This window comes from Ruegeria sp. CDSC081 (genome assembly GCF_059610485.1).
Map to the genome: position 1 here is coordinate 222,411 of NZ_JBXWNS010000002.1, position 26,238 is coordinate 248,648.

General features: G+C 56.6%; 25 protein-coding genes. 8 read left to right on the forward strand and 17 right to left on the reverse strand.

The genetic code is table 11. From position 1 onward, the window contains the following. Nucleotides 1-45: 45 nt before the first annotated feature. The 3 genes from dctP to AC2FH9_RS04085 all read right to left on the reverse strand — a co-directional run bounded on the left by dctP (nt 46) and on the right by AC2FH9_RS04085 (nt 3,819). Nucleotides 46-1,110: a TRAP transporter substrate-binding protein DctP gene (gene dctP, locus AC2FH9_RS04075; RefSeq protein WP_496749271.1), complete on the reverse strand. Its 1,065-nt coding sequence runs from the start codon at nt 1,108-1,110 to the stop codon at nt 46-48. Nucleotides 1,111-1,308: 198 nt separating this feature from the next. Further along, nucleotides 1,309-2,847 carry an aldehyde dehydrogenase (NADP(+)) gene (locus AC2FH9_RS04080; RefSeq protein WP_496870893.1) on the reverse strand — a complete coding sequence of 513 codons (1,539 nt, stop codon included), beginning with the start codon at nt 2,845-2,847 and terminating at the stop codon, nt 1,309-1,311. A gap of 9 nt (nt 2,848-2,856) precedes the next feature. After that, entirely contained in the window at nt 2,857-3,819 is a 963-nt protein-coding gene (locus AC2FH9_RS04085) for a dihydrodipicolinate synthase family protein (protein ID WP_496749273.1), read from the reverse strand. 258 nt (nt 3,820-4,077) lie between these two features. Between AC2FH9_RS04085 and AC2FH9_RS04090 the strand changes: the two genes are divergently transcribed. The 8 genes from AC2FH9_RS04090 to AC2FH9_RS04125 all read left to right on the forward strand — a co-directional run bounded on the left by AC2FH9_RS04090 (nt 4,078) and on the right by AC2FH9_RS04125 (nt 12,893). Then, the gene (locus AC2FH9_RS04090) at nt 4,078-4,779 is read left to right on the forward strand and encodes a GntR family transcriptional regulator (RefSeq protein ID WP_496692997.1); all 702 of its coding nucleotides are present in this window, start codon (nt 4,078-4,080) and stop codon (nt 4,777-4,779) included. A 159-nt stretch (nt 4,780-4,938) separates the two neighbouring features. Then, nucleotides 4,939-5,544: a helix-turn-helix domain-containing protein gene (locus tag AC2FH9_RS04095; protein ID WP_496749274.1), complete on the forward strand. Its 606-nt coding sequence runs from the start codon at nt 4,939-4,941 to the stop codon at nt 5,542-5,544. A gap of 133 nt (nt 5,545-5,677) precedes the next feature. Next, entirely contained in the window at nt 5,678-7,261 is a 1,584-nt protein-coding gene (locus AC2FH9_RS04100) for an ABC transporter substrate-binding protein (protein ID WP_496749275.1), read from the forward strand. Between the two features lie 57 nt (nt 7,262-7,318). Beyond that, nucleotides 7,319-8,260, forward strand: a complete 942-nt coding sequence (locus AC2FH9_RS04105) for an ABC transporter permease (RefSeq protein ID WP_142637818.1) — start codon at nt 7,319-7,321, stop codon at nt 8,258-8,260. Then, nucleotides 8,257-9,114, forward strand: a complete 858-nt coding sequence (locus AC2FH9_RS04110) for an ABC transporter permease (RefSeq protein WP_496701234.1) — start codon at nt 8,257-8,259, stop codon at nt 9,112-9,114. Before AC2FH9_RS04105 ends, AC2FH9_RS04110 begins: the two co-directional genes overlap by 4 nt. A 2-nt stretch (nt 9,115-9,116) precedes the next feature. Beyond that, on the forward strand, nt 9,117-10,109 hold the full coding sequence (locus AC2FH9_RS04115) for an ABC transporter ATP-binding protein (RefSeq protein WP_496870895.1): 993 nt from the start codon (nt 9,117-9,119) through the stop codon (nt 10,107-10,109). Next, on the forward strand, nt 10,106-11,101 hold the full coding sequence (locus tag AC2FH9_RS04120) for an ABC transporter ATP-binding protein (protein ID WP_496708883.1): 996 nt from the start codon (nt 10,106-10,108) through the stop codon (nt 11,099-11,101). The genes AC2FH9_RS04115 and AC2FH9_RS04120 overlap by 4 nt, the downstream gene beginning before the upstream one ends. Beyond that, complete coding sequence (locus AC2FH9_RS04125; RefSeq protein WP_496870897.1) at nt 11,094-12,893, forward strand: aminopeptidase P family protein; 1,800 nt, start codon at nt 11,094-11,096, stop codon at nt 12,891-12,893. Before AC2FH9_RS04120 ends, AC2FH9_RS04125 begins: the two co-directional genes overlap by 8 nt. Before the next feature lie 15 nt (nt 12,894-12,908). Here the strand turns inward: AC2FH9_RS04125 and AC2FH9_RS04130 are convergent, their stop codons facing one another. From AC2FH9_RS04130 to AC2FH9_RS04195, 14 genes are all read right to left on the reverse strand, one after another. Further along, entirely contained in the window at nt 12,909-13,271 is a 363-nt protein-coding gene (locus AC2FH9_RS04130) for a hypothetical protein (protein ID WP_496870898.1), read from the reverse strand. Nucleotides 13,272-13,730: 459 nt separating this feature from the next. After that, a complete protein-coding gene (locus tag AC2FH9_RS04135; protein WP_142637805.1) occupies nt 13,731-14,126 on the reverse strand; it encodes a RidA family protein in 396 nt (131 codons plus the stop codon). Continuing rightward, nucleotides 14,123-14,530 carry an acyl-CoA thioesterase gene (locus AC2FH9_RS04140; RefSeq protein ID WP_142637803.1) on the reverse strand — a complete coding sequence of 136 codons (408 nt, stop codon included), beginning with the start codon at nt 14,528-14,530 and terminating at the stop codon, nt 14,123-14,125. Before AC2FH9_RS04140 ends, AC2FH9_RS04135 begins: the two co-directional genes overlap by 4 nt. Continuing rightward, nucleotides 14,530-15,216, reverse strand: a complete 687-nt coding sequence (locus tag AC2FH9_RS04145) for an ABC transporter ATP-binding protein (protein ID WP_496749282.1) — start codon at nt 15,214-15,216, stop codon at nt 14,530-14,532. The genes AC2FH9_RS04140 and AC2FH9_RS04145 overlap by 1 nt, the downstream gene beginning before the upstream one ends. Continuing rightward, nucleotides 15,213-15,962, reverse strand: coding sequence for an ABC transporter ATP-binding protein (locus AC2FH9_RS04150; RefSeq protein ID WP_496678003.1), 750 nt, complete (start codon nt 15,960-15,962; stop codon nt 15,213-15,215). The genes AC2FH9_RS04145 and AC2FH9_RS04150 overlap by 4 nt, the downstream gene beginning before the upstream one ends. After that, nucleotides 15,955-16,935, reverse strand: coding sequence for a branched-chain amino acid ABC transporter permease (locus AC2FH9_RS04155; RefSeq protein ID WP_496871034.1), 981 nt, complete (start codon nt 16,933-16,935; stop codon nt 15,955-15,957). The genes AC2FH9_RS04150 and AC2FH9_RS04155 overlap by 8 nt, the downstream gene beginning before the upstream one ends. A 2-nt stretch (nt 16,936-16,937) precedes the next feature. Beyond that, nucleotides 16,938-17,858 carry a branched-chain amino acid ABC transporter permease gene (locus AC2FH9_RS04160; protein ID WP_496749283.1) on the reverse strand — a complete coding sequence of 307 codons (921 nt, stop codon included), beginning with the start codon at nt 17,856-17,858 and terminating at the stop codon, nt 16,938-16,940. Nucleotides 17,859-17,910: 52 nt separating this feature from the next. Continuing rightward, nucleotides 17,911-19,041 carry an ABC transporter substrate-binding protein gene (locus tag AC2FH9_RS04165; protein WP_282027718.1) on the reverse strand — a complete coding sequence of 377 codons (1,131 nt, stop codon included), beginning with the start codon at nt 19,039-19,041 and terminating at the stop codon, nt 17,911-17,913. Between the two features lie 126 nt (nt 19,042-19,167). Continuing rightward, a complete protein-coding gene (locus AC2FH9_RS04170) occupies nt 19,168-20,778 on the reverse strand; it encodes an AMP-binding protein (protein ID WP_496870901.1) in 1,611 nt (536 codons plus the stop codon). Beyond that, nucleotides 20,778-21,929 carry an acyl-CoA dehydrogenase family protein gene (locus AC2FH9_RS04175; protein ID WP_496870903.1) on the reverse strand — a complete coding sequence of 384 codons (1,152 nt, stop codon included), beginning with the start codon at nt 21,927-21,929 and terminating at the stop codon, nt 20,778-20,780. Before AC2FH9_RS04175 ends, AC2FH9_RS04170 begins: the two co-directional genes overlap by 1 nt. Continuing rightward, nucleotides 21,929-22,729 carry an enoyl-CoA hydratase family protein gene (locus AC2FH9_RS04180; protein WP_496694017.1) on the reverse strand — a complete coding sequence of 267 codons (801 nt, stop codon included), beginning with the start codon at nt 22,727-22,729 and terminating at the stop codon, nt 21,929-21,931. The genes AC2FH9_RS04175 and AC2FH9_RS04180 overlap by 1 nt, the downstream gene beginning before the upstream one ends. Beyond that, nucleotides 22,719-23,186 (reverse strand): MarR family winged helix-turn-helix transcriptional regulator, encoded by a 468-nt coding sequence (locus AC2FH9_RS04185; protein ID WP_496870904.1) that lies wholly within the window; start codon nt 23,184-23,186, stop codon nt 22,719-22,721. The genes AC2FH9_RS04180 and AC2FH9_RS04185 overlap by 11 nt, the downstream gene beginning before the upstream one ends. Further along, the gene (locus AC2FH9_RS04190) at nt 23,183-23,914 is read right to left on the reverse strand and encodes an SDR family NAD(P)-dependent oxidoreductase (protein ID WP_496749287.1); all 732 of its coding nucleotides are present in this window, start codon (nt 23,912-23,914) and stop codon (nt 23,183-23,185) included. Before AC2FH9_RS04190 ends, AC2FH9_RS04185 begins: the two co-directional genes overlap by 4 nt. After that, complete coding sequence (locus AC2FH9_RS04195) at nt 23,911-26,205, reverse strand: bifunctional salicylyl-CoA 5-hydroxylase/oxidoreductase (protein WP_496749288.1); 2,295 nt, start codon at nt 26,203-26,205, stop codon at nt 23,911-23,913. The genes AC2FH9_RS04190 and AC2FH9_RS04195 overlap by 4 nt, the downstream gene beginning before the upstream one ends. Nucleotides 26,206-26,238: the final 33 nt, after the last annotated feature.

Below are 26,238 nucleotides of genomic sequence, written 5' to 3' on the forward strand. Positions count from 1 at the left end.
GACCGGCACGAGTATCCGGTCATCCAACCAATGTCAGGGCAGAGCCTATTCGGCGCTGTCGCGAACCAAATAACCCGAATTCTCGGCCCAGTTCGCTTGATAGGCGAGGTAGCTGTCCAGAACCTCTTGCATCCGGGCGCTTCCGTCTTCGGCTTTTTTGGCAGCCTGGTTACGGGCCCAATCGCGCCCGGCGGCACGGATCTTTTCGGATTCCGCTGGTACCATGTTGATGATTTCAACTTTGGTGTCGCGGAAGGCAGCCATGGCCTGAATGTCCGCGTGACCGAAATGTGTGAAGCTTTCGTATGTTGTCAGCTTGGCCGCTGCGGTAACCTGAAGCTTGATATCCTCGGGCAGAGCATCCCAGGTTTCCTGTTTGACGAAGACTTCCCACAGAAAGGACGGCTGATGCACGCCGGGCATGATCATATAGGGCGCAACCTCGTGGAAACCTTCAGAGATATTGCCTCCTGGTGTCGACCATTCGACCGCGTCCACACCCTTACGCTGCAGCAAAGTGTAGATTTCATTTCCCGGGACAACCGTCGGAACGCCGCCAAAGCTTTCCTGTAGAACAGCGGCCCATGCGCCCGAGGTCCGGTATTTGACGCCCTTCAGATCGCTGGTTGTTTCGATCTTGACGTTCGAATGCGCCATCACTTCGGACGTACCGACCCCAACGACCAGCGTGTGCAGACCCATTTCTTCGCGGCGGAAATCCTGCAGCATCTGCTCACCGCCGCCTTCATAGATCCAGTGCAGGGTCGCCTCGCCGGACATGCCACCGGGGAAGCTGGCGAAAACGGCATTGGTCGGGTCCTGGTTTACCAGATAAGACGGCGTGGAATGACCAGCTTCGACGATGCCGTCCTGAACTACTTCATACGCCTTGAAGGCCGGGGCCAGAACGCCCGCGCCAAAAGGTTGGACATGCATGCGCCCCGCGGTCAGTGTGTCTACATTGGCCGCAAATCGTTCCATGAAGTTCTGGTAAAAGAATGAACCTTCACCAATCGCTGCGGTCATCTTCCATTCAATTTCTGCGGCGCTTGCGGGCATTGCAAGCGTGGCTGTTACCGCCAGGGCGGCAAAGTTCGAGAAGAGTTTCATCTTGTCCTCCTGTTATGGGCCAAAGCCCGATTTTGCACGTCGAATGACGCGGAATTTCCGGTGATCTGCTTCTATGGCAGAGTGTTGCGGATGATACGGAACAGCCGATCTGGGTGTCCCTGCCCGGCCCCGTTCACCGGGGCCAAAGCCTTTGATATGGCCGAGGCAATTTCTAGCCTCAGCCCTGTGGTTCACCGCTTATTGCGTCGAGCCTTCCAGATCTTCGGGGCTGAGTGCGGCGGGCATGTTCTGATATGCTACGGGTCGCAGCCAACGGCGGATGGCCATTGTGCCGACGCTTGTCGCGCCGAAATTCGTGCTGGCAGGATAAGGCCCCCCGTGGACCATGGACCCCACCACCTCGACCCCGGTTGGGAAGCCGTTGAACAGCAACCGCCCGGCCTTGCGCTCCAGAATCGGGAAGAGTTGCTGCGCCAGCGCGGTGTCACTGTCATCCATCTGGATCGTGGCCGTAAGTTGCCCGTCCAGCTGGGCAGACAAGGCAACCATCTCTTTTTCCGAGCCGACGCGCACAATCAGCGATGCGGGCCCAAACACTTCTTCGCTGAGGCTGGGATCAGCCAGAAACGCTTCGGCATCGGTTTCGAAGAGCGCCGGTTCAGCTGAACGGCCTGCCGTGGAACCTTGATGGATCGTGCGCACGGCGGGATGTTCGGCCAAATGCGATTGGCCGGATCGAAATGCCTCGGCAATCCCATCGGTCAGCATGGTCTGTGACGGCACTGTACTCAGGGCACTCGCAGCAGCATCGATAAATTGGTCAGCATCATCGCCTGTGATCATCACGGCAACGCCCGGATTGGTGCAAAACTGCCCTGCCCCCATGGTCATTGACCCCGCCCAGGCTTTGCCGATCTCTTCACCTCTGGCGGCCATAGCGTTTGGAAGAACAAACATCGGATTGACCGAGCCCAATTCACCAAAGAACGGGATCGGGTCTGTGCGCGTTGTGCAGAGGTCAAACAGCGCCCTGCCTCCGGCCAGCCCACCGGTAAAGCCCACGGCACGGATTGCTGGATGCATTACCAATGCTTCTCCGATGCTGCGGTCCCCACCTTGCACCAATGAGAATACGCCGTCGGGCATACCGGTCGCCTTGGCCGCCGCTTGAATGGCATCAGCGACGATTTCGCCGGTGCCTGGATGGGCGGGGTGGCCTTTGACCACGACCGGGCAACCTGCGGCCAGTGCCGATGCGGTGTCACCTCCGGCAACCGAAAATGCCAAGGGGAAGTTCGAAGCGCCAAAAACAGCCACCGGGCCAACCGGGCGCTGCATCATCTTGATGTCAGGACGTGGGGCGGGTTGGCGATCCGGCATCGCCAGATCATGGCGGCGCTCTAGATACGCACCATCCTGGACGAATTCGGCAAACATGCGCAACTGACCAACCGTGCGTCCCCGCTCGCCCTGAAGACGCATCTCAGGCAGACCGGTTTCTGCACTGCCAATGCTGGTGATGGCCTCGGCACGGGCCTCGATCTCATCCGCGATAGCATTCAGGAATCTGGCCCGATCCCCTCGGCTGCGATTGGCGTAATCTCCAAAGGCGGCCTCGGCCAGGGTACAGGCCTGATCAACCAACTCAGGCGTTCCCGCAGCAAAGTTGCTCCCCTCACCCGAGACGGGGCTGGAGGCAAAGCTTTCATCAGCTCCAACCCACTGACCGCCAATCAAGTGCTGACCGCGAAAAACATATCCATTATTCAACGACATACCAAATCCTCACGCTGCATTTTGCGCCGAAGAACCGGCCTGACTGCTCCAGTTCTCGTACCAGGTACGGAACAGTCTGAACTGTTGTTCAACATAGCCGCGCTGGCTGTCAGTAAGGGCATCTGTTTCGTTGAAATGATGCGTGTATTCGGGATGACCCGTCATAACCATTAAGTGTTTGTAGTAGAGCACAAGATCGGTGCCTTCGTCGAAGGACGACAAAACGCCCAAAGCCGCCTCAAGCTCCAACGCCCGGGCACGCGCGTTGGCATCGCCCTTGGCCGCCGCCTGACACAAATCCACCAGATGCAGAATCTCATCGGGCAGCACATTCCCGATCCCAGTGATGGCGCCGGTAGCGCCACAATTCACGATCCCGTGGAACACCGCGGTATCCACGCCGACCATCAGGGAAACATTGCCATCACCGCTGGTGATGTTTTCGGACGCATAGCGCAGATCTTCGGCGCCGCCGAATTCCTTGTATCCGATCAGGTTCGGGTGATCCTTGCGCAGATCAAAGAACAGGTCCGCACGGGTGGTAAATCCGTAATAAGGGCTGTTGTAGATCACTGCGGGAAGATCCGGTGCCGCGGCCAGAATGCCTTTGAAGTGGTGCCGCTGCGCAGTCATGGACGCGCCGCGTGACAGTACACGGGGAATGACCATCAAGCCGCTGGCGCCCACTTTCTGCGCGTGTGCGGCATGCTGGATTGCCAAGGCCGAATTGATCGCGCCTGTTCCCACGATCACCGGGATACCAGCCCCGACCAACGCCTCGACGCCCTGCATACGCTGCGCATCGGTCAAAAGGGGCCAATCACCCATCGAGCCACAATAGACAACCGCGGACATGCCCGTCTCGATCAGCTCATGACCTTTACGCACAAGCGCCTCAAAGTCAGGACTGCGATCCGCGCGACAGGGCGTCATCAGGGCCGGGATGCATCCGGAAAAGACATTCGGGTTCACGATTTGGGTCTCCGTATTTTATTGCCGGGCCGGGGGAATGCCCCACCGGGTTAGGGATTCGTGTAATCTTGCCGTCAGTCTACTTTAAATATTTTATTTGTCGACAAATTTTCGACAAGAAGGAATAAGGCCCTAAAATACGTGAAAAACAACTGGTTTTTGGCTGGGATTAACACTCGACTTAGCACCGGTACGTGTGGCAAAATTGATGTGCGAACGCAGATGGACCGCGATCCAGCGGCTAAGGAATGCTCTGACATGGAAAAACGAAAGCCGGTCGAAGCCGGCCGCAAACGTGGATCAGGCGTTCAGTTCGTCTATGAAACCCTGCGGGACGAAATCATCGACCTCGCCCTTGCGCCCGGCAGCGCCATAGACGAGGCCAAGCTGAGCGAGCGGTTCTCGATGTCGCGCACCCCGATCCGCGAAGCCCTTGTCAGGCTGACATCGGAAGGGTTGGTGGCGACACTGCCGAACCGCGCGAGCATAGTGGCGCCCATAGACTTTTTGAATCTTCACACATTCTTTGATGCGATGACCCTGATGTATCGCGTTACAACCCGGCTGGCCGCCGAATACCGAACGGACCAGGATCTGAGCGACATTCGCATACGGCAACAGGAATTTTCGGATGCGGCTGCCAGAAATGACGTTCTGACCATGATCGCAAAAAACGCAGAGCTTCATAATGCAATCGCCAAAGCAGGGCGCAACCCATATTACGAAAGCCTGACGCGCAGATTGCTGAACGAAGGGCAACGGATCATGCGGCCCTATTATTCGTCCTTTGGGGATCGGTTACCGGATCGGTATTCCCTGGAACATGACGACATAATCGCAGCTATAGCGGCCCAGGACATCACCGAGGCCGACCGATTGGCGAGCGCCCATGCGGAACAAATCGTCCAGAACATCCGCGACATGATCTCGGCGGATCGGCGTCACTCAATCAAACTCTGATTCTGTTTCGCTAGATACTAAGCCGTTGGAAAAATTGAGGGGTTTGAAGGTTTACACCCGGATCTTCCCAAAAATATTTACCTCTGCTAAAAAAAATTTTGATATTTCCTCTGCGATCCGGTTGAATGCGCGGCAACCCACGATTCCGGGAGACAGGGAATGAACGCAGCAAACGCGCGCGACAAATCAAAGCCGAAGGGCACGCCGACCGAGCTGGGGCAGGCAATTCGCAGGCGGCGCAAGGCGATGGGCCTGACTTTGGACAAGGTCGCACAGACCTCTGATCTGACAACGGGCTTTCTGTCTCAGGTCGAGCGCGGCCTGAGCTCACCCTCGCTGACCTCGCTGATGGCGATTGCCGCGGCACTTCAAACCAGCATCGAAAAGCTGCTCAGCGTACCCGAGGTGTTCAGCGAATATGTGGCAAAGGACAACCGCCAGACATATTCCCTGGGTATGCGGGGCAGGTTTTATGAGAAGCTGGGCCCTGGTTTTGCCGGTGCATTGTTCAACCCACAGATCGTTCATCGCCCCCCGGGGCACGTTTCCGAAAAGATGCGGCATGAGGGCGAGGCGTTTTGCTATCTGATCTCGGGACGGCTTGAATATCACCTTGGTGACAAGGTTTTCATTTTGTCGCCAGGTGACGTCGTTCACCACGACACATCTACCCGTCATTTCTCGGTCGTATTGGGGGACGTAGAAGCCGTAGAGCTTTGGGTAACAACCTCTCCGATCAATGATTCCGGCTTTGTGACAAGTTAAATTGACCAACCGAACAGAGGTCAGCCTAAATACATTTGGCCATTTTTCACCCACTACTAAAAAAAGCTTTAGTATTGTTAAGAATCGGGTATGGTCGCCCCGAGCATGAATTCATTCTGCGGGAGGACTAATTATGAAATTGAAGACGGTTTTGGGACTAACCGTTGCCGCCACCCTGGCCATGCCTGCTTTGGCACAGGAAAGAGGCGGCACACTCAACTTTGCACGCTATGACGGGTCGCGCCTGATTGATCCGATCTATGCGGATCGCAACCCTGATATCTGGATGGTCGGCAGCCTGTTCGACACCCTGCTGCGCAGCAGTGCCGACGGCAATTCCGTCGAACCCGGCCTTGCTGAGACCTATACAGTCTCTGACGATGGTAAAACGGTTTCGCTGACCCTGCGCGAGGGGATCAAATTCGCAAACGGTACGCCCATGTCAGGTGACGATGTAGTCTTTTCCCTCGACCGAGCGCGCAATCCCGACCTGAGCCCCTGGGCTGGCTTGCTGGGTTCGATCGACGCGGTTACCGCAGATGGAAACGCGATCACGGTTGCCCTTGGCAGCCCGGATCCAACCATCCTGTCCATGCTGGCCACATTCAACACGGCAATCGTGTCCAAAGCGGCCTTTGAGGCCGCAGAAGGTGCAACAGATCAGGAAAAATCCGCTGCGATATTTGCCGCCACAGCCGCCGGAGTAGGCTCTGGCCCCTTCTATCTGTGTGGCTTTGAACAAGGTGCATCGATGGATTTCTGCGCCAATGAAAACTATTGGCGCATGGGCGCAGACGACAAAGCTCTGCCGTATCTGGATGCCGTACATTTTGAGATCATCCCGGATGACGCAACCCGCATCCTGAGTTTGCAGGCCGGAGAAGTTGATGCCGCAGAATTCATCCCGTTCAGCCGTGTGGCCGAGCTGGAGCAGGATTCCAACATCAACATGAACCTCTATCCGTCGACGCGGATCATCTATTCGCCAATCAATACGCGCGATAACCGAGCCGATGGTTCTGCAAACCCACTGGCCGACGCCCGCGTCCGGCAGGCGCTGAACTATGGCACCAACAAAGAAGCGTTGATCGGGCTGGTACTGCATGGCGCGGGTCAACCGATGAGCTCGCCTTTGATGGCCAAGGCTACCCAATATGCCGCCGACATGACCCCGCTCTATGGCTATGACGTGGACAAGGCCAAGGCATTGTTGGCTGAGGCCGGGTTTGCCGATGGAACCGAAATCACCTTTACCACGCTGGCAGGTTCTGCGGACGATGCAACCATCTTTGCGGCGCTTCAGCAGATGTGGGCTCCTCTGGGCGTCGATCTTGTGGTCGAGCAAGTGGACGGCGCAACACGCGGCGCAAAGAACCGATCAGGTGAGTTTGACATTCACACCTATGGCTGGGTCAACGATGTAAATGATCCCAGCCAGGTGGTGGGCTGGCTGGGCCACACACCCACGGCCAAGGCGGTAGGAACCGGCTGGGAAAACGCCGAGTTTAACACCCTGTTCGACGAAGCCGCCGGTGAAATGGACGCCGAGGCGCGCAAAGCGAAATTCGCCCGAATGCAAGAGCTCTATGCCGAGGCAGCCCCCCTGCTGTTCATGTATGAGACCCCCTTTGCCGTTGCAGTTGGCTCGGCTGTCGAAGGCTATGTCCAGACCCCTCTGGGCAACAATATCTTCGATCAAGCAACCGTCAGCCGCTAAGGTAAGACCCCTGGTCCCGCCGCTTTCAGGCGGCGGGACAAATTTGCGGAGCTCGCTTTGTCCAGCCTGTCCTATATCTTCAAACGACTCCTGATGATGATCCCGACCTTTTTTCTGGTCATGATCATTATTTTTCTTCTTGTTCGATTGCTACCGGGGGACCCTGCCATTGCGATGGCCGGTGATCGTGCCTCGGACGCCGACATCCAGGCCATCCGTGAACGGCTTGGGTTGACCGAACCTATGCTGGTGCAATTCTGGCTGTTCCTTACCAATACCGTGCAGGGCGATCTGGGTCGGTCTATCCTGATGCGCTCGGATGTGATCAATGTGATTTCTGACCGTCTTCCTATCACTGTCTTCCTGACCGTGTATTCGGTGGTTTTGTCGCTGCTGATTGCCGGTCCGCTGGCCTTTGTTGCTGCGCTCAACCGGGGCCGCTGGCCTGATGCGGTGATCCGCACCGTCTTTCAGATCGGGCTGTCGATGCCGGTGTTCTATATTGGCCTCGTTCTGTTGACCTTTCTGGCAGCACAGCTGCGCCTGTTTCCGGTCGGAGGATATGGCGACACCTTTACCGAGCGGCTCTATCACCTGTTCCTGCCTTCAGTGACCGTAGCGCTTTACACCTCGGCCATCATCATGCGGAACCTGCGCAGCGCGATTATCGAGGTTCTGGACGCCGAATATGTCCAGTTCGCGCGTGCCAAAGGCCTGCCGCCTCGTTTGGTTCTGGGTCGCCACGTCCTGCGCAATGCGCTGATTTCCACGGTAACCCTGCTGGGCCTGTCCATCGGCAATCTGATGAGCGGGACATTGGTCACCGAAACCGTATTCGCCGTGCCCGGAATGGGGCGCCTGATGCTCGAGGCTATCTTTGCCCGCGACTACCCCCTGATTCAGGGGCTGACCCTGACATTTGCTGTTCTAGTTTCCGTGGTTTTCCTAATGACCGACCTGTTTCAGAGTCGCCTTGACCCAAGGATGCGCCTGCAATGAGTGACGCGACATTCAACAGCACCTCGCAGCGCCCCACCTTCATGCAGCGGGCCTTGCGCAAGCCTGGGTTCGTGGCCGGGTGCATCATCATCGGGTTTTCAGTGCTGCTTGCCCTGTTTCCCGGCGTATTCGCGCCCTATGACCCAAGCGCAATCGACTATCAGGCCCTGCGCCAACCACCATCCTGGGCACATCCGTTCGGCACAGATCTGTTAGGGCGCGACAGCCTATCCCGCGTCATCTGGGCCTATCAGGTCAACATGCAGATGGCAATTTTCGGGACTGTATTCGCATTGGTCACCGGTATAACGGTTGGCGCGCTGGTCGGGTACTATCGCGGCATCGCGGACATGATCTTTGGCCGCATCGTTGACGCTGTAATCACCTTTCCTTTCCTGGTTCTTGTCATTGCCGTGGTTGCGGTTCTAGGGCCAGGCCTGATCAACATGTATATCGCGATTTCAGTTGTTTACTGGGTCTATTATGCGCGCCTGATGCGGGCCGAGGTAATCGCTCAAATGGGGAATGACTATGCCTCGGCCGGGGTGGTGATGGGATATTCCGACAGCCGCATCATCTTCCGCCACTTGCTGCCAAACGCGATAACACCGGTTATTGTCTATTGGATGACTGACATGGCGCTGGTGATCTTGCTGGGGTCATCCCTTGGCTATCTGGGGTTGGGGGCGCAACCACCGCAAGCCGAATGGGGTGTGCTGATCGCCGAAGGGCGCAACTTTATCTCGACCGCCTGGTGGCTGAGCCTGATGCCCGGCATCGCCATCGTTTTGACCGGCCTTGGCTTTTCGCTTTTGGGCGATGGGCTTGCCGATCTGCTGAGACCGCGGGGATAGCGATGCAGGACCAAACGAAACTACTAGAAGTAACCGGGCTATGCACAACCTTTCACAAGAACGGTCGCGCGTTGCCTGCGCTGCGCGATGTCAGTTTCGGCGTGAACCGGGGTGAGGTTTTGGGGCTGGTCGGCGAAAGCGGGTCGGGCAAGAGCGTCACGTTGCGCTCGATCATGGGGCTGGCGCGCCGCTATGGCGACGTGACCGGCCAGATGCGCTGGAATGGACGCGATCTGACATCCATGTCAGACAGGGCTCTTCGTCGGTTTCAGGGTCGCGAAATCGCGATGATTTTTCAGGAACCGATGACTTCGCTGAACCCTCTGCTGACTGTCGGACTGCAACTGGAAGAGACCCTGCGTGCCCATACCGACCTGCCCCGCGCCGAGCGCTTGGATCGGGCAATCGAAATGCTGGACCTTGTCGGCATCCCCTCGGCAGCGCAACGCTTGAAGGATTATCCTCACCAATTTTCCGGCGGAATGCGCCAGCGGGTCATGATCGCAATAGCGCTTGCCGCAGAACCCAAACTGTTGCTGGCGGATGAACCCACCACAGCTCTGGACGTGACCATTCAGGCCCAGATCCTCGATCTGATCCTGCGACTGGCGCAGGATATGGATATGGGGGTTGTGCTGGTCACCCATGATCTTGGCGTGGTTGCCCAGACTTGCGACAACGTGGCCGTTATGTATGCGGGACGGATCGTCGAACAAGGGCCGGTCCGCGATGTGCTGCGGGCACCGCATCACCCCTACACTGTGGGTCTGATGCGGTCTGTGCCCGAAAACATCGCTCCTCGCACGCCGCTATATTCTGTTCCCGGAGTGCCGCCCGCACTGGATGCCCTGCCTGCCGGATGCGCGTTTGCACCGCGCTGTGCCGCATGCATAGACGCCTGCACGCAAGAGCGCCCAGCGATGACCCTGATCACCGATCAAAGACGGGTCGCCTGTTTCAACCCGATAACCAAAACCCAAGGGAACGCCGCATGACTGCCCTGATGCAAATCCGCGACCTGCATCTGCGGTTCCCAATGGGCCGCAGCATCGGCGATGTCATTACGCGGCGTCCTGGTCGCGAAGTACGGGCGCTGAATGGTGTCAGCCTAGATTTGACCCGCGGCGAAACTTTGGGCGTCGTCGGAGAGTCCGGGTGTGGAAAGTCCACACTAGCCCGGTGTATCGTGCGCCTTCATAAGCCCAGCGACGGTTCAATCCACTTTGAAGGTCAGGACATATTCGACGGCGAAATCAAAGCTGACCGCACCTATAACCGCCGGGTTCAGATGATGTTCCAGGACCCCTATTCATCGCTCAATCCCCGGATGACGACAGGGCAAATTCTGGCCGAAGCCCTGAGCGTTCACAACATGCGCCCAGAAGCAGAAATTCCCGACCGTGTGGCCGAGTTGCTTGATCTGGTCCGCCTTCCGAAGGACGCGCAAGACAAGCTGCCGCACGAATTCTCCGGAGGTCAGCGTCAGCGGATCGCCATTGCGCGCGCATTGGCGGTCGAACCCGAAGTTCTGATTGCGGACGAACTGGTCTCGGCACTAGATGTTTCGGTTCAGGCGCAGGTGGTAAACCTGTTGCTGGACCTGCAGCGGGAACTTGATCTGACAATCCTGTTTGTGGCCCATGACCTGCGGCTTGTCCGTCATGTTTCAAACCGGGTCGCGGTAATCTACCTTGGGCGGATCGTTGAAATCGGCGACAGCGAAACCTTGTTTTCCGCCCCCTCCCACCCTTACAGCCAAGCTCTGCTTTCAGCCGCGCCTTCGCTGAACCCCGACAACCGGGGCACCGTCAAGCGGCTTGAGGGAGAGCTGCCTTCACCGCTGAACATGCCCTCAGGGTGCCCATTCCATGTCCGGTGCCCTCACGCCAGCAACATATGCAAAGCCAAAGTGCCTGCCCTGCTGCCTTTTGAAAATCGTGGCGAGGTCGCCTGTCACCATGTTGAAGAGATAAATGCCGATGCTTGATGCCCCCGGAACCGACCGATCCGCGATTGTTTCGGCCTTGCGCGCAGAGCTTAAAGCACAAGGTCTGGATGCCTTTATCGTGCCCCGCTACGACGCACATCAGGGCGAATATGTTGCCCCTCATGATGAACGCCTCGCCTTTGTAACTGGCTTCAGCGGCTCGGCAGGCATGGCCATCGTCACACCAGAAACTGTCGCTTTATTTGTCGATGGCCGCTATGTGGTGCAGGCTGCAAACCAGTGTGCCGAGGCTGTTTTCTCGCACCATCATCTGTTTAACGAGCCGCCCGAATACTGGCTGGCCGCCGTTGCACAGAAAGGATGGAAAATCGGCTTTGACTCTATGCACCTACCGCCGGTCTGGTTTGACCGATTTGAGCACGGGCTGGAAGGCAGCGGTGCCGCGATGGTAGCGACAGCTTCAAATCCGGTCGATGCAATCTGGACCGACCAACCCGCTGCCCCCCAAGGACAGATCGAGCCATTTCCACTTCAGTTTTCGGGCCGGGCGGCGGGTGAAAAGATCTCGGATCTGGCCACTGAGCTAACACGCCGAGAGGCCGGCTTGCTGGTGGAAACTCAGCCCGACAACATCGCCTGGCTGCTTAATGTGCGTGGCTCAGACGTGGCTTTCAACCCTGTTCCCAACTCTTTCCTTCTGTTGCAAAGCTCGGGCCAAGTGCACTGGTTCGTGTCTGACCAAAAACTGGATGCCGATGTCACTGACCACATGCCGGAAAATGTTTCGGTTCAGGCGCCGGATGGTTTTCTGTCTACACTCAGTGATCTCACAGCGCCCGGCCAGGCTGTGATTTTCGACCCCGATTTTTCGCCGACGGCGGTCAAACAAGTGCTGGAGCGTATCGGAGCGAAGGGCGTGCCGGTCAACGGATTGTTAAGCAAAACCAAAGCCCGCAAGAATACAACGGAACTGGAAGGGTTGCGCGCTTGCCATATCCGGGACGGGATCGCCTGGACCGAATTCTGCGCCTGGCTGGCGGCTCAGGTACAGAAACAGGCTGAACCGGTGACCGAGCGTAAAGCAGAACAGCGGGTATTGGCCTTCCGCCGCGCTCAGGATGGGTTCATCCACGAAAGCTTCAACACAATCTCGGCCGCCGATGGCAATGCCGCGATGTGCCATTACGCGACCGAGGCCGACAATACCGTTCCGATCCAACCGCGGGGCACATACCTGCTGGATTCCGGGGGGCAGTACGACACCGGCACAACGGATGCCACGCGCAGCTTTTCGTTCGGGCCTCAGCGGCCTGATGGATATGACCGAGCCTATACCGCAGTGTTCAAGGCCTTTCACGCTCTGGCCACGCTGCGCTTTCCTGCAGGCACACAGGGCCATCACATTGATGCAATCTGTCGCCGCCCGCTGTGGGATCTGGGATTGGATTATGACCACGGTACGGGTCATGGAATTGGCCACCGGTTGTCTGTCCATGAACATCCGCAGCGCATTGGCAAACCTTACAACCCGGTCGACCTGATGCCTGGCATGGTTATGTCGATCGAGCCGGGATATTACGAGGCCGGCAGGTTCGGCATTCGCATCGAAAACCTGTTCGAAATTGTCGAGGCAGATGACGGATTTCTGGAGTTCTCGAACATGACCTGGATCCCGATCCAGACGGATATGTTGATGCCAGATATGCTGAACCAGTCAGAAATTGACTGGATCAATGACTATCATGCCAAGGTTCTCAGACAGGTCGGGCCGCATCTTTCGCCTCTGGCCCTTAGATGGGCCCAGACGGCCTGTGCAACGCTGACCAAATAAACCTGAGTTTTGCCATCAGACCACCGTTCGAGGCGTCTTTCCGGCAAATACAGGCTGGACCCGGGCACCCTGATATTCGCCTGCGTTATCCAACCAGTCCAGAAACAAGCGCGTGTTTCCAACGATGTAAGGGACAAAGCCGAAATCCGGTTGATTACCAGCCAGCTTTTGAACCACTGAACCCGTTTGCAACACGAAGATCGCGCCCCCTACCACAACGGCGGCGCTGATTGTGGGCGAGGCTGCGATCTCATGGCTTTGGGTTCCGGCCACCCAAAGAGCAAATGCCAGACGCGTCATCGCCACCGTATCCGTGACGCGGCGCAAGCCTGGAAGGAAATAGGTGGATAGAGCCGTCGCGCATACAATGACAGCCATATAGATCAGGCCGATAACAACCGGGACGGGCAATCCGAAACGCGTTGCCTCTATATGTGAGTAAAGAGTGAAACCTGAGGCAAAAGCCAGAGCCGCAATCAGCGACAACCGCCGTCTTTCGAGACTTAGATGCCTTGTGACTCTATTCACTGCGTCGACCCTCATGTTTTGTTGAGGATCTGTTTGAAATATGAATTTGTGATTGATCTGACGAAATAGCGGCGGAAGTTTGTCTTTGTCTCCCTTCACCATTCAATCGGTCGCCCAAATGACTTGGTTACGCCCTGCACGTTGGCCTTTTAACTCTGGTACGAGTAAAAAATCCAGCGCGGTTCAGGCCGCTGCAACCCGCTTCGGCGGCCCTGTGATTTCAGAAAAGAGGTTTGGCAGAATTCTCACCTCCTATGGTGAAAATCGCTCATATTCATTCCGCTGGGTCGGTTTCAATGTCGCTTGCCTTCAGGATAAATGTGCTGTCGCTTCAATTTCCAACAAGGCCTCGTCTTCGACCAAACCCGCCACGATGATCATTGACATCGCAGGAAAATGCCTGCCGAAAACCTCACGATAGGCCGCCCCAACTTCGGCTTGCAGAGACAGATATTCGCGTTTGTCAGTTACGAACCAGGTCAGGCGGGTCACATCGCGGGCCGAGCCACCAGCGGCCTCGACAATATCAACGATATTCTGCAGCGCCTGTTTCATCTGTCCGATGAACCCGCCGCTGACAAATTTCTTATTCGCGTCCCATCCTATTTGCCCGCCGATATGTAACGTTCCATCTTTGGTCAAAACGCCATTGGCATATCCTTTGGCAGGCAACCAGCCGTCGGGGTGAATTGTCTTGTGGCTCATAGCGCGTCGTCCCTGAATGCCTCGAGTTTTTTACGGATGTCTGCGGGCCAGGCCGTTGGACCGCCCTTTGAATCTACATGAACAAGCGTTGCTACGCTTGTCAGTCGCTCCTCTTGCGCACAACTGGCTACGACCGAGTATTCGGCTGAACTGCGTCCGATCTTTGTGATCTTCATCCGGAATATCAAATGGTCACCGTGACGGCTGGGCGCTGAAAATCGGGTTTGTATCTGTGCGGTAGGCACTGCGCCAACAGGATGAATCTCTTCAAACGGTTTGCATAGCACTTGATCGAAATAGGTCTCAACGCAATCATTGATCATCTCGAAATAGCGCGGGAAAAAGACAATCCCCGCCGGGTCGCAATGTTTGAACAGAACCTTTTGGTGGAATTCAAAAGTCATCAGACCCCCACATATTTTTCTGTGATGTCATGACCGAGATCCACCATCGCGCCAGACCAGACTGTTTTACCGCGCTCAAGAATGACCGCGCGGTCAGACACCAGCGCCAACTCTTTCAGAGACTTGTCGATCAACAGGATCGAAACATTGGTTTCCTGTTTCAGGCGATGCAAGACCGACCAGATTTCCTGTCGCACGATCGGAGCCAGCCCTTCGGTTGCTTCATCGAGGATCAAGAGCTGGGGATTTGTCATCAGGGCGCGCCCAATAGCCAGCATCTGTTGTTCTCCGCCGGATAGTGAGGCTGCCCTTTGGCCCTGACGTTCCTCTAGCCGTGGGAACAGTTCAGCCACCTTCTGCAATGTCCAGTCACCGGGTCTGGCAGCGGCGATCAGATTCTCGCGCACCGTCAGGTCGGCAAAGCACCGGCGCCCCTCGGGTACCAGCCCGACACCAAGACGCGCGACCTTATAGCTGGGCAAAGCGTGCAGATTCTGATTGTTCAGCGACAGGGTGCCCTCGGACCGGATCATCCGGCAAATGGCTTTGACAGTCGTGGTCTTGCCCATCCCATTGCGCCCCATAAGGGCTGTAACCTCGCCCTGCGCCAGAGAAAGATCGACACCAAATAAAGCCTGACTGACGCCGTATGTCGCGGTCAGGTTTTCTACCCGCAACAAAGTCATGCCTCATCCCCCAGATAGGCATCGCGCACCTCACGGCTTGCGCGGATTTCATCTGCCGTCCCGGTTGCAATCACCTTGCCATAGACCAATACGCTGATCCGATCAGCCAGCGCAAAAACGGCGTCCATATCATGTTCAACAAGCAAGATGGGCGCCTCTTCCCGCAGACCGTCAAGAAACCCGGTCAACCGCTTGGACCCTCCAGCGCCAAGCCCGGCCATCGGTTCATCCATGACAAAGACCCGAGGTGACAAAGTCAAAGCCACGGCGACTTCAAGCTGGCGGCGTTGACCATGGCTGAGATTTGCGCAACGCGTTTCGCGTTCATCGCCCAGGCCCACCCTTTCCAGCGCAGCCTCGGCCCTTTCGAGCAGCTCTGACCGTTTCAAGGCAGGTTTCCAGAACCGCCATACGAGGTTTTCCGCCCCCATGGCGCTCAACACGACATTTTCCAGAACCGTATCTTCCATGCACAGTTCAGATATTTGGAACGTCCGCCCCATCCCTGCCCTTGCCCGCTTTTGCGTGCCCAGGTCCGACACATCCTGTCCGCACAGCAAAACACGCCCCGAATCCGGTTGCAAACCTCCGCAAATCTGCTGGATCAACGTGGATTTTCCCGCTCCATTCGGACCAATGATGGCGTGGATCTCTCCTCGCCTGAGATCAATCGAGACGTTATCCGTAGCCTTTAACGCACCAAAGCTTTTGTTCAGACTCTCGGTGGCAAGGACGGGATCAGACATGTGCCCCCTCTTTCCCGGTTAGCAGCCCAATCAGGCCACCGCGACCAAACAGAACGATGCACAGCAGAACAATACCCAAATATACATGCCAGAAATCGGTTAGTTCACCCAGAAAATGCTCGAGCGCGACAAACACGCAAGCCCCAATTACCGGACCCATCAGGCGTCCGACACCTCCGATGATTATCAGCACAATCAATTCGCCCGAAAGCTGCCAACTGAACATAGACGGCGAAACGAACCGGTTGAGATCGGCAAACAGCGCCCCGGCCAGACCAGTGACAGCACCGGACAGAACAAAGGCCAGAAGTTTCAGCCGCATGGGGTTCAATCCCACGGTCTCGACCCGCGCCGTAGATTGCCGCGTCGCATTAAGAGCTAGCCCGAATGGCGCGGCTTGCATCCGTGCAAACAGGACCAGGACGAGACATAGCAGCGCGAAACAGATGCCGTAAAACTGGATCGGATCCAATGTGTTGAGGCCGGGAAAACCGTTGCGAACATAGATGGATAATCCGTCTTCGCCCCCGTATTGCGCCCAAGAAATCGCGAAATAGTAAAACATCTGTCCGAAGGCCAGCGTAATCATGATGAAATAAACGCCTGACGTTCTTAGGGACAGAAGACCGACGAAAAAGGCAGCAATGCCCGAAGTAAGCATCGCAACTATCCAGATCACGGGCATGGATTTACTGCCTTCGATAGAAATCAAGCCCAAATCCAGTGCAGTGTAGGTCTGCGCGTGATAGGTCAGAATGCCCATCGCATAACCGCCGATCCCGAAGAAAACAGCATGGCCAAAGCTGACCAACCCCCCAATTCCCAGGATGATATTCAGACCAACCGCTGCAAGCGCCAAGATCACCGCCCGCGTCACAAGCGTGATTGTGAAGGGCTGGTCCGCGGCCAGCGCCCAAAGGGGCAGCGCCAGCAGGCCGGCGATCATCAGGCCATTGATGTATCTTTCATTCATTCTCATGCGCGGGCTCCGAACAGACCTGTTGGGCGCCAGATCAGGACCAGTCCCATCAGGACATAGATTCCCATTGATGCCAGAGCCGAGCCGCTTTTCTGAGCCGCTCCCGGTTCCATGAACAGTTTGAACAGTTCGGGCAGAAAAACCCCGCCCAGCGTGTCGGTCAGCCCAACCAACAGCGCCCCGATGAACGCCCCCCGAACCGAGCCTATGCCACCGATTACGATAACCACGAAGGCCAGGATCAGAACAGGTTCACCCATGCCCACCTGTACCGACTGAATTGCCCCAACCAAAGCACCGGCAAGCCCCGCCAGCGCCGCACCTAATGCAAAGACCAACGTGTAAAGTTTCGAGATGTCGACGCCCAGTGCGGCAATCATTTCCCGGTCGTTCTTACCGGCCCGTATCTGCACACCCAAACGCGTGCGTTCGATCAGGGCCCACAAACCCACTGCAACAGCAAGACCAATCCCGATCAGGGTTAGGCGATAGAGGGGATATTCGATCCCGCCCTGCAGCGTGATCGGACCCGAAAGTGCCGCTGGAATATCCAAGAACAATGGGAAAGACCCAAAGACCCACCTTGTCCCTTCGGAAAAGATCAGGATCAGTGCAAAGGTGGCCAGAACCTGATCCAAATGTGGTGCCTGATAAAGCCGCCGGATAACGAGCATTTCTACGATCACCCCTGCCAGTGCGGCCGCAGCCAGAGCAGCAATCAGAGCAAGCAGAAATGACCCGGTCGCCCCTGCAACTGCTGCAGCGGCAAATGCACCCACCATGTACAAAGAGCCATGGGCCAGGTTGATCAGGCCCATCACCCCGAAGATCAGCGTCAGGCCAGCAGCCATCAAAAACAACATGACGCCGAACTGCAGCCCGTTCAGGATCTGCTCGATAATCAGGATCGAGGACATGGAAACTCCGGTGATCTGCCCGCCCCACTTTTAGGGGCAGGCAGAAATTCAGTTACATTTTGCACTCGGCGGCGTAGGCATCAGAGTGGTTTTCAAGAGCTACGCCAAGGATCTTATTGGTAAATACATCACCTTCTTTGATCACTTCGCGCGCATAGATGGTCTGAACCGGATGATGGTTCGGGCCAAAGCTGAAATCCCCTCGTGTGCTGTTGAAGTCCGCCGCCCTCAGCGCTTCGCGGAAGGCATCCGCATCTGACGGGTCAGCCTTGTTAAGCGCGGCAAGCAACAGGTTGGCGGTATCGAATCCCTGACTGGCGTAAAGCGAGGGCAGACGTCCGTATTCTGCCTGAAAGCTTTCAACAAAAGCAGCGTTGGTCGGGTTGTCGATATCCTTGTTCCACTGCGAAGTGTTCACCACGCCCAGAGCTGCATCGCCTACCGCCTGCAGAATGCCCTGATCAAAGCTGAAGGCTGGGCCAACAACTGGAAGATCGATCCCGCTGTCGGCATATTGCTTCAGAAACGAAATCCCCATCCCGCCGGGCAGGAAGAAAAAGACGCTATCCGCATCGCTTGCGCGGATTTGCGCGATTTCAGCTGCATAATCGGTCTGGCCAAGCTCGGTATAGATCTCACCGGCCAGATCACCTTCGAAAAAGCGTTTATAGCCAGTCAGCGCGTCGACACCCGCCGGGTAATTCGGAGCAAGTATGAAGCTGCTCTTGTAACCCGCACCATTGGCGTATGCGCCCGCGGCCTCGTGCAGGTTGTCGTTCTGCCAGGCGACGTTGAAATAGTTCTGGTGACAGCCCTTCCCCGCCAGAGGTGACGGGCCCGCATTGGGTGACAGATAGAAAACGTCCTGGTTCACGGCTGCTGGCACAACCGCCATCGCCAGGTTTGACCAGATGATACCGGTCATCACATCTACACGTTCGGATTGGATCATCTTGTCTGACAGCTGTACCGCGATATCCGGTTTGCGCTGGTCGTCTTCGATCACCACCTCGATATCATCCCGCCCCGATTGAGCAATCGCAAGCATGAACCCATCCCGTACGTCGATGCCCAAACCGGCCCCGCCGCCTGAAAGCGTTGTGATCATCCCCACCTTAACTTCCGCTGTAACACCCGTCGCGCACAGCGCGGTGATCGCTGCAGCCGCCAATAGTCTCTTCATCGTCTTCTCCCTTCGTTGGCCCTATGAACGCGATTTATGTCATTATTCTCAACGTTCGGTCTATGCCTTTGGCAATTCGGTCTTTTTCTTACATTCTTTCTTCCCGCTATATTCTACATACATTGATCATGATTTCAGGCGGAAACGCTGGATTTTTCCGGTCGCGGTTTTGGGCAAACCATCGCAGAACCGGATCGAGCGCGGGTATTTATACGGAGCAATCATAGATTTCACATGAGCCTGAAGGGCTTCGCGCATAGCGTCATCAGCCGTGCCTGAAGCCAGAACAATATGTGCTTGGACAATATGACCCCTTTCAGCATCTGGGACGCCGATCACCGCGCATTCCGCAACGACCTCATGCGCCAGAAGTGCGGCTTCGACTTCGGGTCCGGCTATGTTGTATCCGGCCGAGATAATCATGTCGTCATTGCGCGCAGAAAAATGAAAATACCCCTCTGCGTCCCGATAAAAGCTGTCACCAGTGATATTCCACCCATCTGTTACATAACCCGCCTGCCGCTTATCATTCAGATACCGGCACCCTGTCGGACCACGAACAGCTAGGCGTCCGATAACCCCAACTGCAGCTTCAGTACCGTCTGGGTTTAGTACTTTGGCCTCATATCCGGTAACCGGCCTGCCGGTACTGGCTGGGCGGTGATCGTCAAACCGGTTTGAAACAAAAATGTGCAACATCTCGGTCGCGCCGATCCCGTCGAGCATTGGTTTGCCTGTCTTGGAAATCCACTCGTCATAGATTGGCTGCGGTAAGGTCTCGCCCGCCGACACAGCCGCACGCAGACTAGACAGATCAACACCGTCATCCATCGCCTGCAGCATGACCCGATAGGCGGTTGGCGCAGTGAAACAGACAGTCGCTTTGTATTTTTCGATTATCTCGATCATGCCCGCAGGCGAGGCTTGTTCTAACAGGGTTGCAGTCGCGCCGAACCGCAACGGAAACACCGCCAAACCACCCAACCCGAATGTGAAGGCCAAAGGTGGAGAACCAACAAAAACGTCCTCTGGAACGACCTGCAACACCTCACGCGCATAGCTGTCGGCAATGATCAGAATATCTCTGTGAAAATGCATGGTGGCCTTGGGCTCACCTGTCGAGCCGGAGGTGAAACCCAACAAGGCCACGTCGTCGCGCCCGGTTTTAACGCAATCGAACTGTACCGGCTTTTCAAGTGCTAGACGATCAAGCTCGGCATCGTGGTTTGAAGTTCCGTCGAACCCGACGACCCGCTGCAGGAACCGGCTATCACTGGCGCAGGACTGCATTTCGTCGATCAGCCGGGTATCACATAATGCAAACTGGATTTCCGCCTTATCGACAGTTTTCGTCAGTTCTGCAGCGCGCAACATCGGCATAGTATTGACGACGACCGCACCCACCTTGGTTGCGGCAAGCCAGCACGCAACCATTGCCGGATTGTTAGCCGATCGGATCAGCACCCGGTTTCCCGGCTCGACCCCCAAGTCATCGACCAATACATGTGCCAGCCTGTTGGTCCAGTCGCTGAGCTCTTTATATGTTCGTTGCCGACCATTGCCGATCAAAGCGGTATGATCACCAAAGCCCTTGGCAACCATGGCATCGGTCAGCTCATATGCTGCATTCACATGATCGGAATATGCAAAACCCGCCAACAGGAAGTCGGGCCACTGATCCTGGGGGGGCAGGTTATCGCGGCTGAACGTGTCGGTATGTGCAGACGGTCCAAGCATCACCTTCCCTCCATGTGCGCGGCCATCGTCTGACGTGCAATGATTACTTTTTGAACGTCCGAGGCGCCCTCGTAGATGCGCAAGGCACGGATTTCTCGGTACAGAGATTCAACCGCCATCCCAGAACGCACCCCATCGCCACCAAACAACTGAACCGCCTTGTCGATAATCAACTGCGCCTGATCGGTAGCAAACAGCTTGGCCATCGCCGCCTCACGTGTAATGCGCGCCGCTCCGCTGTCCTTGGCCCACGCTGCCCGATAGATCAAAAGCGCCGAAGCATCGACATCTAATGCCATCTCGGCGATGTGCCCCTGCACCATCTGCAAATCAAACAACGGGGCGCCTTGCACCTGCCGTTCTGATACCCGTGTCAGCGCCTCATCCAGCGCGCGTCGTGCAAATCCCAGCGCAGCGGCGGCCACCGTCGGGCGGAACAGGTCCAGCACAGACATTGCAATACGAAATCCTGCGCCAGCTTGACCGATCATCGCGCTAGCCGGCACACGCACATCATTGAAACGCAAAGTCGCCAATGGGTGTGGCGCGATTGTGTCCAGGCGCCCGACTACTTCGAAACCCTTCAGATCAGGAGTGATGATAAAAGCTGATAACCCTTTGGCCCCGGGTGCCTCGCCAGTACGGGCGAACAGGGTGTAGACAGCTGCGATACCCCCGTTCGATATCCATGTCTTTTCACCATTCAGGACAAAGTCGTTGCCATCACGGATAGCCGTCATTGTCGAATTTGCCACATCCGACCCCGATTGAGGTTCAGTCAATGCAAAGGCCGCGATAGCCTGACCAGAGCGCGTTTGCGGCAGCCAATGCGCCTTTTGGCCTTTTGAGCCGAACAACGAGATCGCTCCGGTTCCAAGCCCCTGCATTGCAAAGGCGAAATCGGCCAACCCATCATGGCGAGCAAGTGTTTCACGGCTGAGGCACAGCGTCCTGACATCCAAATGGCCGCTTTCGTCCGAAGTAGGCTGCAGCAGCCCAGCGTCGCCCAGCTGGCGGACCAGATCGCGACAAGCCTGGTCCGGGTCGCCATGGTCAATAGTCAGTCCCCGAGCAACCTCTTGCACCCGATCCGCCCAGCCCCGGTGATGAGGGTCAAAGAATGGCCACGAAAGAAAGCTCTGATCTGCCATCAATCGCCCTCGAATACTGGTTTGTCTTTTGCAACAAAGGCCTTGTAGGCGCGTTCAAAATCTCCGGTTTGCATACAGATCGCCTGGGCCTGCGCCTCTGCTTCGATTGCCTGTTCGATCGACATAGACCACTCCTGCGCCAGCATGGTCTTGGTCATCATATGCGCAAAATTGGGGCCAGCCACGATACGGTCAGCCAGAGATTGCGTGGTAGCGTCAAGCTCGGATGGATCAACCACCGCATTGTAGAACCCCCAGGAAAGCCCCTCATCAGCGGTCATGCTGCGTCCGGTATAGAGCAGTTCGGCCGTACGCCCCTGCCCGATGATACGAGGCAGGATGGCGCAGGCCCCCATATCGCACCCTGCCAGCCCCACCCGCGTGAACAGGAATGCACATTTGGCCTGCGGGGTGGCGATACGCAAATCCGCAGCCATAGCGATGATGGCCCCGGCCCCCACGCAAATACCGTCCACCGCAGCAATCACCGGCTTGCCACAATTCACAATCGCCTTGACGAGATCTCCGGTCATTCGCGTGAAGAGCAACAGGTCCTTCATCTTCATGCGCGTTAGCGGACCGATGATATCGTGCACATCGCCGCCCGAGCTGAAATTGCCACCATTTGAGGCGAACACCACTGCATCTACCTCTTCTGAATAGACCAGATCCCTGAACCAATCACGTAGTTCGGCATAGCTGTCGAAGGTCAAAGGGTTCTTACGCTCTGGTCGGTTCAGTGCAATCGTTGCAACTCGGTTCCGGATTTCGCAGCGAAAATGTTTGACGTCACTGGCCATCGATTTCCTCCGAAATAGTGAGTTCGGTTGTCAGAGTGCGGGCGTCCTCGGCGGAAAACTGACCAAGCATTTCGGATATCCACGCCTCATGCGCCGCGGCCTGACGTGCGAATTCCTCGCATCCTTTTTGTGTCATGCGTACGCGATGGGCACGACGATCCCCAGGCACAGGTACGCGCACTAGCAGGCCGTCATCAGCCAGCCGATCCACGATTCCGGTCACATTCCCGTTCGAAACGCGCAGCGCACCCGAGATTTCGCTCATCTTCAGCCCATCTTCGAACCGCGACAGGGCTGCCATCACGTCAAAACGCGGCAGTGTCGTGTCAAACTCTACTCTGAGGTTCTCTCTTAGTGCCGCCTCGATGCCACGCGTGGTCTTGAGCAGCCGCAGCCATAACCGCAACCTCTCTTTGGATGGATCTTCCAATGGTGCTTGAAGCGGGTTTGGGTTCATATCTCGCCTCCGGACAGGCTAAGCGCGTGGCCATTGACTGAATTTGCCGCATCCGAGGACAACCACCTCACGGCACCTGCTACGTCTTCGACCTGGATGAAACGACCCTGTGGGTTTATCTTTTTCAGGCTTTTCACCGCATTTTCCGCGCTCATTCCCGTCTTCTCGACGATGTTCGCAATCGAGCGATCCAGCATCGGCGTTTCCACAAACCCCGGGCAAACCGCATTGACGGTGATGCCTGTCGCCGCAAGTTCGACCGCCAGAGACCGCGTCAGCCCGACCACCGCATGTTTTGTCGCACAATAGCCGGAAACATAAGGATAGCCCTTCAATCCGGCGGTGGACGCGATGGCAATCAGACGGCCCGTTCCAGCGGCTTGCATGTCAGGCAAAACCGCCTGCCAAAGATTGAAAACACCCACCAGATTCACATCCGTCAGGGTCCGCAGATCATCGGCTGTCATCCGATGAAACGGAAGCGAATGGGCCGCGCCGGCATTCGCAATCGCTATCGAAATCGGGCCGCGTTCTGCCCGTGCTGTTTCAATAGCAGCTCGGACTTGCTTGTCATCGGTCACATCACAAAGGACATACGGCAAGGCTTGCTGCTGCAGCTTGGCCTCTGTACGGCCCAAAATGGTAACGGCTGCTCCGCCATTCGCGAAATCTTGGGCTATAGCCGCACCAACACCGGTGCCGCCGCCAGTTATGACGACATGTTTCATACTTCACCCGCCGTTTCCGCCATGCGATCTGCCAGGCGCCAGGCCTGATCCCGTCCAGCCTCATAGGGGCGGGGCCAAGTTTCCTGCCGGTCCCCCAACGCCGTAGCCGCGTGCAAGGTCCAGTACGGATCGTCCAGATGAGGCCGGGCAAGGCACACCAGATCCGCACGACCGGCCATGAGAATCGAATTTACGTGATCGGCTTCATAGATGTTCCCCACCGCCATAGTACTGATGCCGCATTCGTTTCTAATGCGGTCCGCGAAAGGGGTCTGGAACATACGGCCGTAAACCGGGTTAGCATCGGTCGAAGTCTGCCCGGCGGAAACATCCACTATATCTGCACCCGCCGCATCGAACATCGCCGCTATATCCACAGCTTGTTGCGGCGTCACGCCAGTAGGTCCGACCCAGTCATTGGCAGAAATGCGCACCGCCATCGGCTTATCTTTGGGCCAGATCGACCGCATAGCTGAAAAAACTTCAAGCGGATAACGCATACGGTTTTCAAGACTGCCCCCATACATGTCGTCGCGCGTGTTCGACAAAGGAGAGATAAAGGACGAGATGAGGTAGCCATGCGCCGCATGCAGTTCGATCATGTCAAACCCAGCACGGTCTGCCATCCGGGTTGCGGTTACAAATTGGGACGTGACCCTATCCATATCTGCACGATCCATCGCGCTGGGCACAGCGTTACCGTCGGACCAAGGGATCGCCGAAGCTGATACCAAAGGCCAGTTTCCTTCCTTCAGCGGCTGGTCCATTCCTTCCCACCCGATGCAGGTTGAACCTTTGCGGCCCGAATGGCCGATTTGACAGCATATTTTGGCGTCGGTTTCCGCATGGACAAATTCGGTGAGTCGAGCCCATGCGGCCTCGTGTTCGGGCTCATAAAGCCCCGGGCATCCTGGGGTGATCCGGCCTTCGGCGCTGACACAGGTCATTTCGGTGTATACCAGCCCGGCGCCACCTTTGGCCCTTTCACCGTAATGGATCAGGTGCCAGTCAACCGGGCACCCATCAACCGCCTTGTACTGTGCCATGGGTGACACCACGATCCGGTTCTTCAACTGCATCCCCCGCAGGCGAAATGGCGCAAACATCGGGGGCCGGACCATACCATCAACCGCGCCCCCAGACTGTTGCATGAACCATGCCTCGGCATGCCCCAGCCAGTTGGCATCGCGTTGGCGCAGGTTCTCGTGGCTGATCCGCTGAGACCGTGTCAGCATCGCGTAATTCAACTGAACCGAATCCTGATCGAGGTAACGTTCGACATTCTCGAACCATTCGACCGAGTTCCGCGCTGCCGATTGCAGGCGCAACACTTCAAGACGACGCTCGTCCTCATACCGTGCGAAAGCCGCTTCAAGCGTATCTTCTTTATGGAGGAAGTCAGCCAGCGCTATAGCGCTTTCCAGTGCTAGCTTTGTTCCCGAGCCAATGGAAAAATGTGCGGTCGCTGCGGCATCTCCCAGCAATACCAGGTTTTTGTAACTCCATTTTTCGCACAAGACCCTAGGAAACCGCAGCCAGGCCGAGCCGCGGATATGACTGGCATTGCTCATCAAGGGATGGCCGCCCAAATGATCTTTGAAAATGTCTTCGCACAAAGCGATGGACTCTTGCTTGGTCATCTCACCGAACCCAAAAGCATCGAAGGTCTGTTGCGAGCATTCCACGATGAAAGTCGCCGTATCCCGGTCGAACTGATAGGCATGTGCCCAGACCCAGCCCTTTGGCGTTTCCTCAAAAATAAAGGTGAAGGCGTCGTCAAACTTCTGATGCGTTCCCAGCCAGACGAACTGACACCGTCGTTGGTCTATATCGGGTCGAAAAACATCTGCGAACTCGGCCCGTGACTTGGAGTTCAGCCCGTCCGAAGCCACAACGATGTCGTAGTTCATCATATAGTCCGAGGCTGATGCCGCCTCGGTCTCAAAGCGCATCTCGACACCAAGCTCGCGCGCTCGGTCTTGCAAAATGAGCAGCAGTTGCTTGCGTCCGATCCCGCAAAATCCGTGGCCACTGGACACGGTGCGCTGACCTTTATGCACAAGTGCTACGTCATCCCAATAGGCAAAGTGTTTACGTATCACCGCCGCGCTGGCTGCGTCATTGGCGGCAAGGTTATCCAGCGTCTCATCAGACAACACGACGCCCCAGCCAAATGTGTCATCCGGGCGGTTTCGCTCGATAACAACAACTTCGGCATCCGGATCGCGGAGCTTCATTGAAATCCCGAAATAGAGGCCAGCCGGCCCGCCGCCGAGACATGCAACACGCATCGTTACCTTCCCCCCATTCGCAGCTTTACCTGA

What these genes read in the sequence shown, in the direction of transcription:
- AC2FH9_RS04160 (WP_496749283.1), bottom strand. Translation starts at nt 17,858, where the DNA reads ATGTCCTCGATCCTGATTATCGAGCAGATCCTGAACGGGCTGCAGTTC.
- AC2FH9_RS04175 (WP_496870903.1), bottom strand. Translation starts at nt 21,929, where the DNA reads ATGGCAGATCAGAGCTTTCTTTCGTGGCCATTCTTTGACCCTCATCAC.
- AC2FH9_RS04150 (WP_496678003.1), bottom strand. Translation starts at nt 15,962, where the DNA reads ATGTCTGATCCCGTCCTTGCCACCGAGAGTCTGAACAAAAGCTTTGGT.
- AC2FH9_RS04100 (WP_496749275.1), top strand. Translation starts at nt 5,678, where the DNA reads ATGAAATTGAAGACGGTTTTGGGACTAACCGTTGCCGCCACCCTGGCC.
- AC2FH9_RS04080 (WP_496870893.1), bottom strand. Translation starts at nt 2,847, where the DNA reads ATGTCGTTGAATAATGGATATGTTTTTCGCGGTCAGCACTTGATTGGC.
- AC2FH9_RS04090 (WP_496692997.1), top strand. Translation starts at nt 4,078, where the DNA reads ATGGAAAAACGAAAGCCGGTCGAAGCCGGCCGCAAACGTGGATCAGGC.
- AC2FH9_RS04195 (WP_496749288.1), bottom strand. Translation starts at nt 26,205, where the DNA reads ATGCGTGTTGCATGTCTCGGCGGCGGGCCGGCTGGCCTCTATTTCGGG.
- AC2FH9_RS04170 (WP_496870901.1), bottom strand. Translation starts at nt 20,778, where the DNA reads ATGCTTGGACCGTCTGCACATACCGACACGTTCAGCCGCGATAACCTG.
- AC2FH9_RS04145 (WP_496749282.1), bottom strand. Translation starts at nt 15,216, where the DNA reads ATGACTTTGTTGCGGGTAGAAAACCTGACCGCGACATACGGCGTCAGT.
- AC2FH9_RS04135 (WP_142637805.1), bottom strand. Translation starts at nt 14,126, where the DNA reads ATGAGCCACAAGACAATTCACCCCGACGGCTGGTTGCCTGCCAAAGGA.
- dctP (WP_496749271.1), bottom strand. Translation starts at nt 1,110, where the DNA reads ATGAAACTCTTCTCGAACTTTGCCGCCCTGGCGGTAACAGCCACGCTT.
- AC2FH9_RS04120 (WP_496708883.1), top strand. Translation starts at nt 10,106, where the DNA reads ATGACTGCCCTGATGCAAATCCGCGACCTGCATCTGCGGTTCCCAATG.
- AC2FH9_RS04165 (WP_282027718.1), bottom strand. Translation starts at nt 19,041, where the DNA reads ATGAAGAGACTATTGGCGGCTGCAGCGATCACCGCGCTGTGCGCGACG.
- AC2FH9_RS04095 (WP_496749274.1), top strand. Translation starts at nt 4,939, where the DNA reads ATGAACGCAGCAAACGCGCGCGACAAATCAAAGCCGAAGGGCACGCCG.
- AC2FH9_RS04125 (WP_496870897.1), top strand. Translation starts at nt 11,094, where the DNA reads ATGCTTGATGCCCCCGGAACCGACCGATCCGCGATTGTTTCGGCCTTG.
- AC2FH9_RS04180 (WP_496694017.1), bottom strand. Translation starts at nt 22,729, where the DNA reads ATGGCCAGTGACGTCAAACATTTTCGCTGCGAAATCCGGAACCGAGTT.
- AC2FH9_RS04190 (WP_496749287.1), bottom strand. Translation starts at nt 23,914, where the DNA reads ATGAAACATGTCGTCATAACTGGCGGCGGCACCGGTGTTGGTGCGGCT.
- AC2FH9_RS04110 (WP_496701234.1), top strand. Translation starts at nt 8,257, where the DNA reads ATGAGTGACGCGACATTCAACAGCACCTCGCAGCGCCCCACCTTCATG.
- AC2FH9_RS04140 (WP_142637803.1), bottom strand. Translation starts at nt 14,530, where the DNA reads ATGACTTTTGAATTCCACCAAAAGGTTCTGTTCAAACATTGCGACCCG.
- AC2FH9_RS04130 (WP_496870898.1), bottom strand. Translation starts at nt 13,271, where the DNA reads ATGGCTGTCATTGTATGCGCGACGGCTCTATCCACCTATTTCCTTCCA.
- AC2FH9_RS04115 (WP_496870895.1), top strand. Translation starts at nt 9,117, where the DNA reads ATGCAGGACCAAACGAAACTACTAGAAGTAACCGGGCTATGCACAACC.
- AC2FH9_RS04155 (WP_496871034.1), bottom strand. Translation starts at nt 16,935, where the DNA reads ATGAATGAAAGATACATCAATGGCCTGATGATCGCCGGCCTGCTGGCG.
- AC2FH9_RS04185 (WP_496870904.1), bottom strand. Translation starts at nt 23,186, where the DNA reads ATGAACCCAAACCCGCTTCAAGCACCATTGGAAGATCCATCCAAAGAG.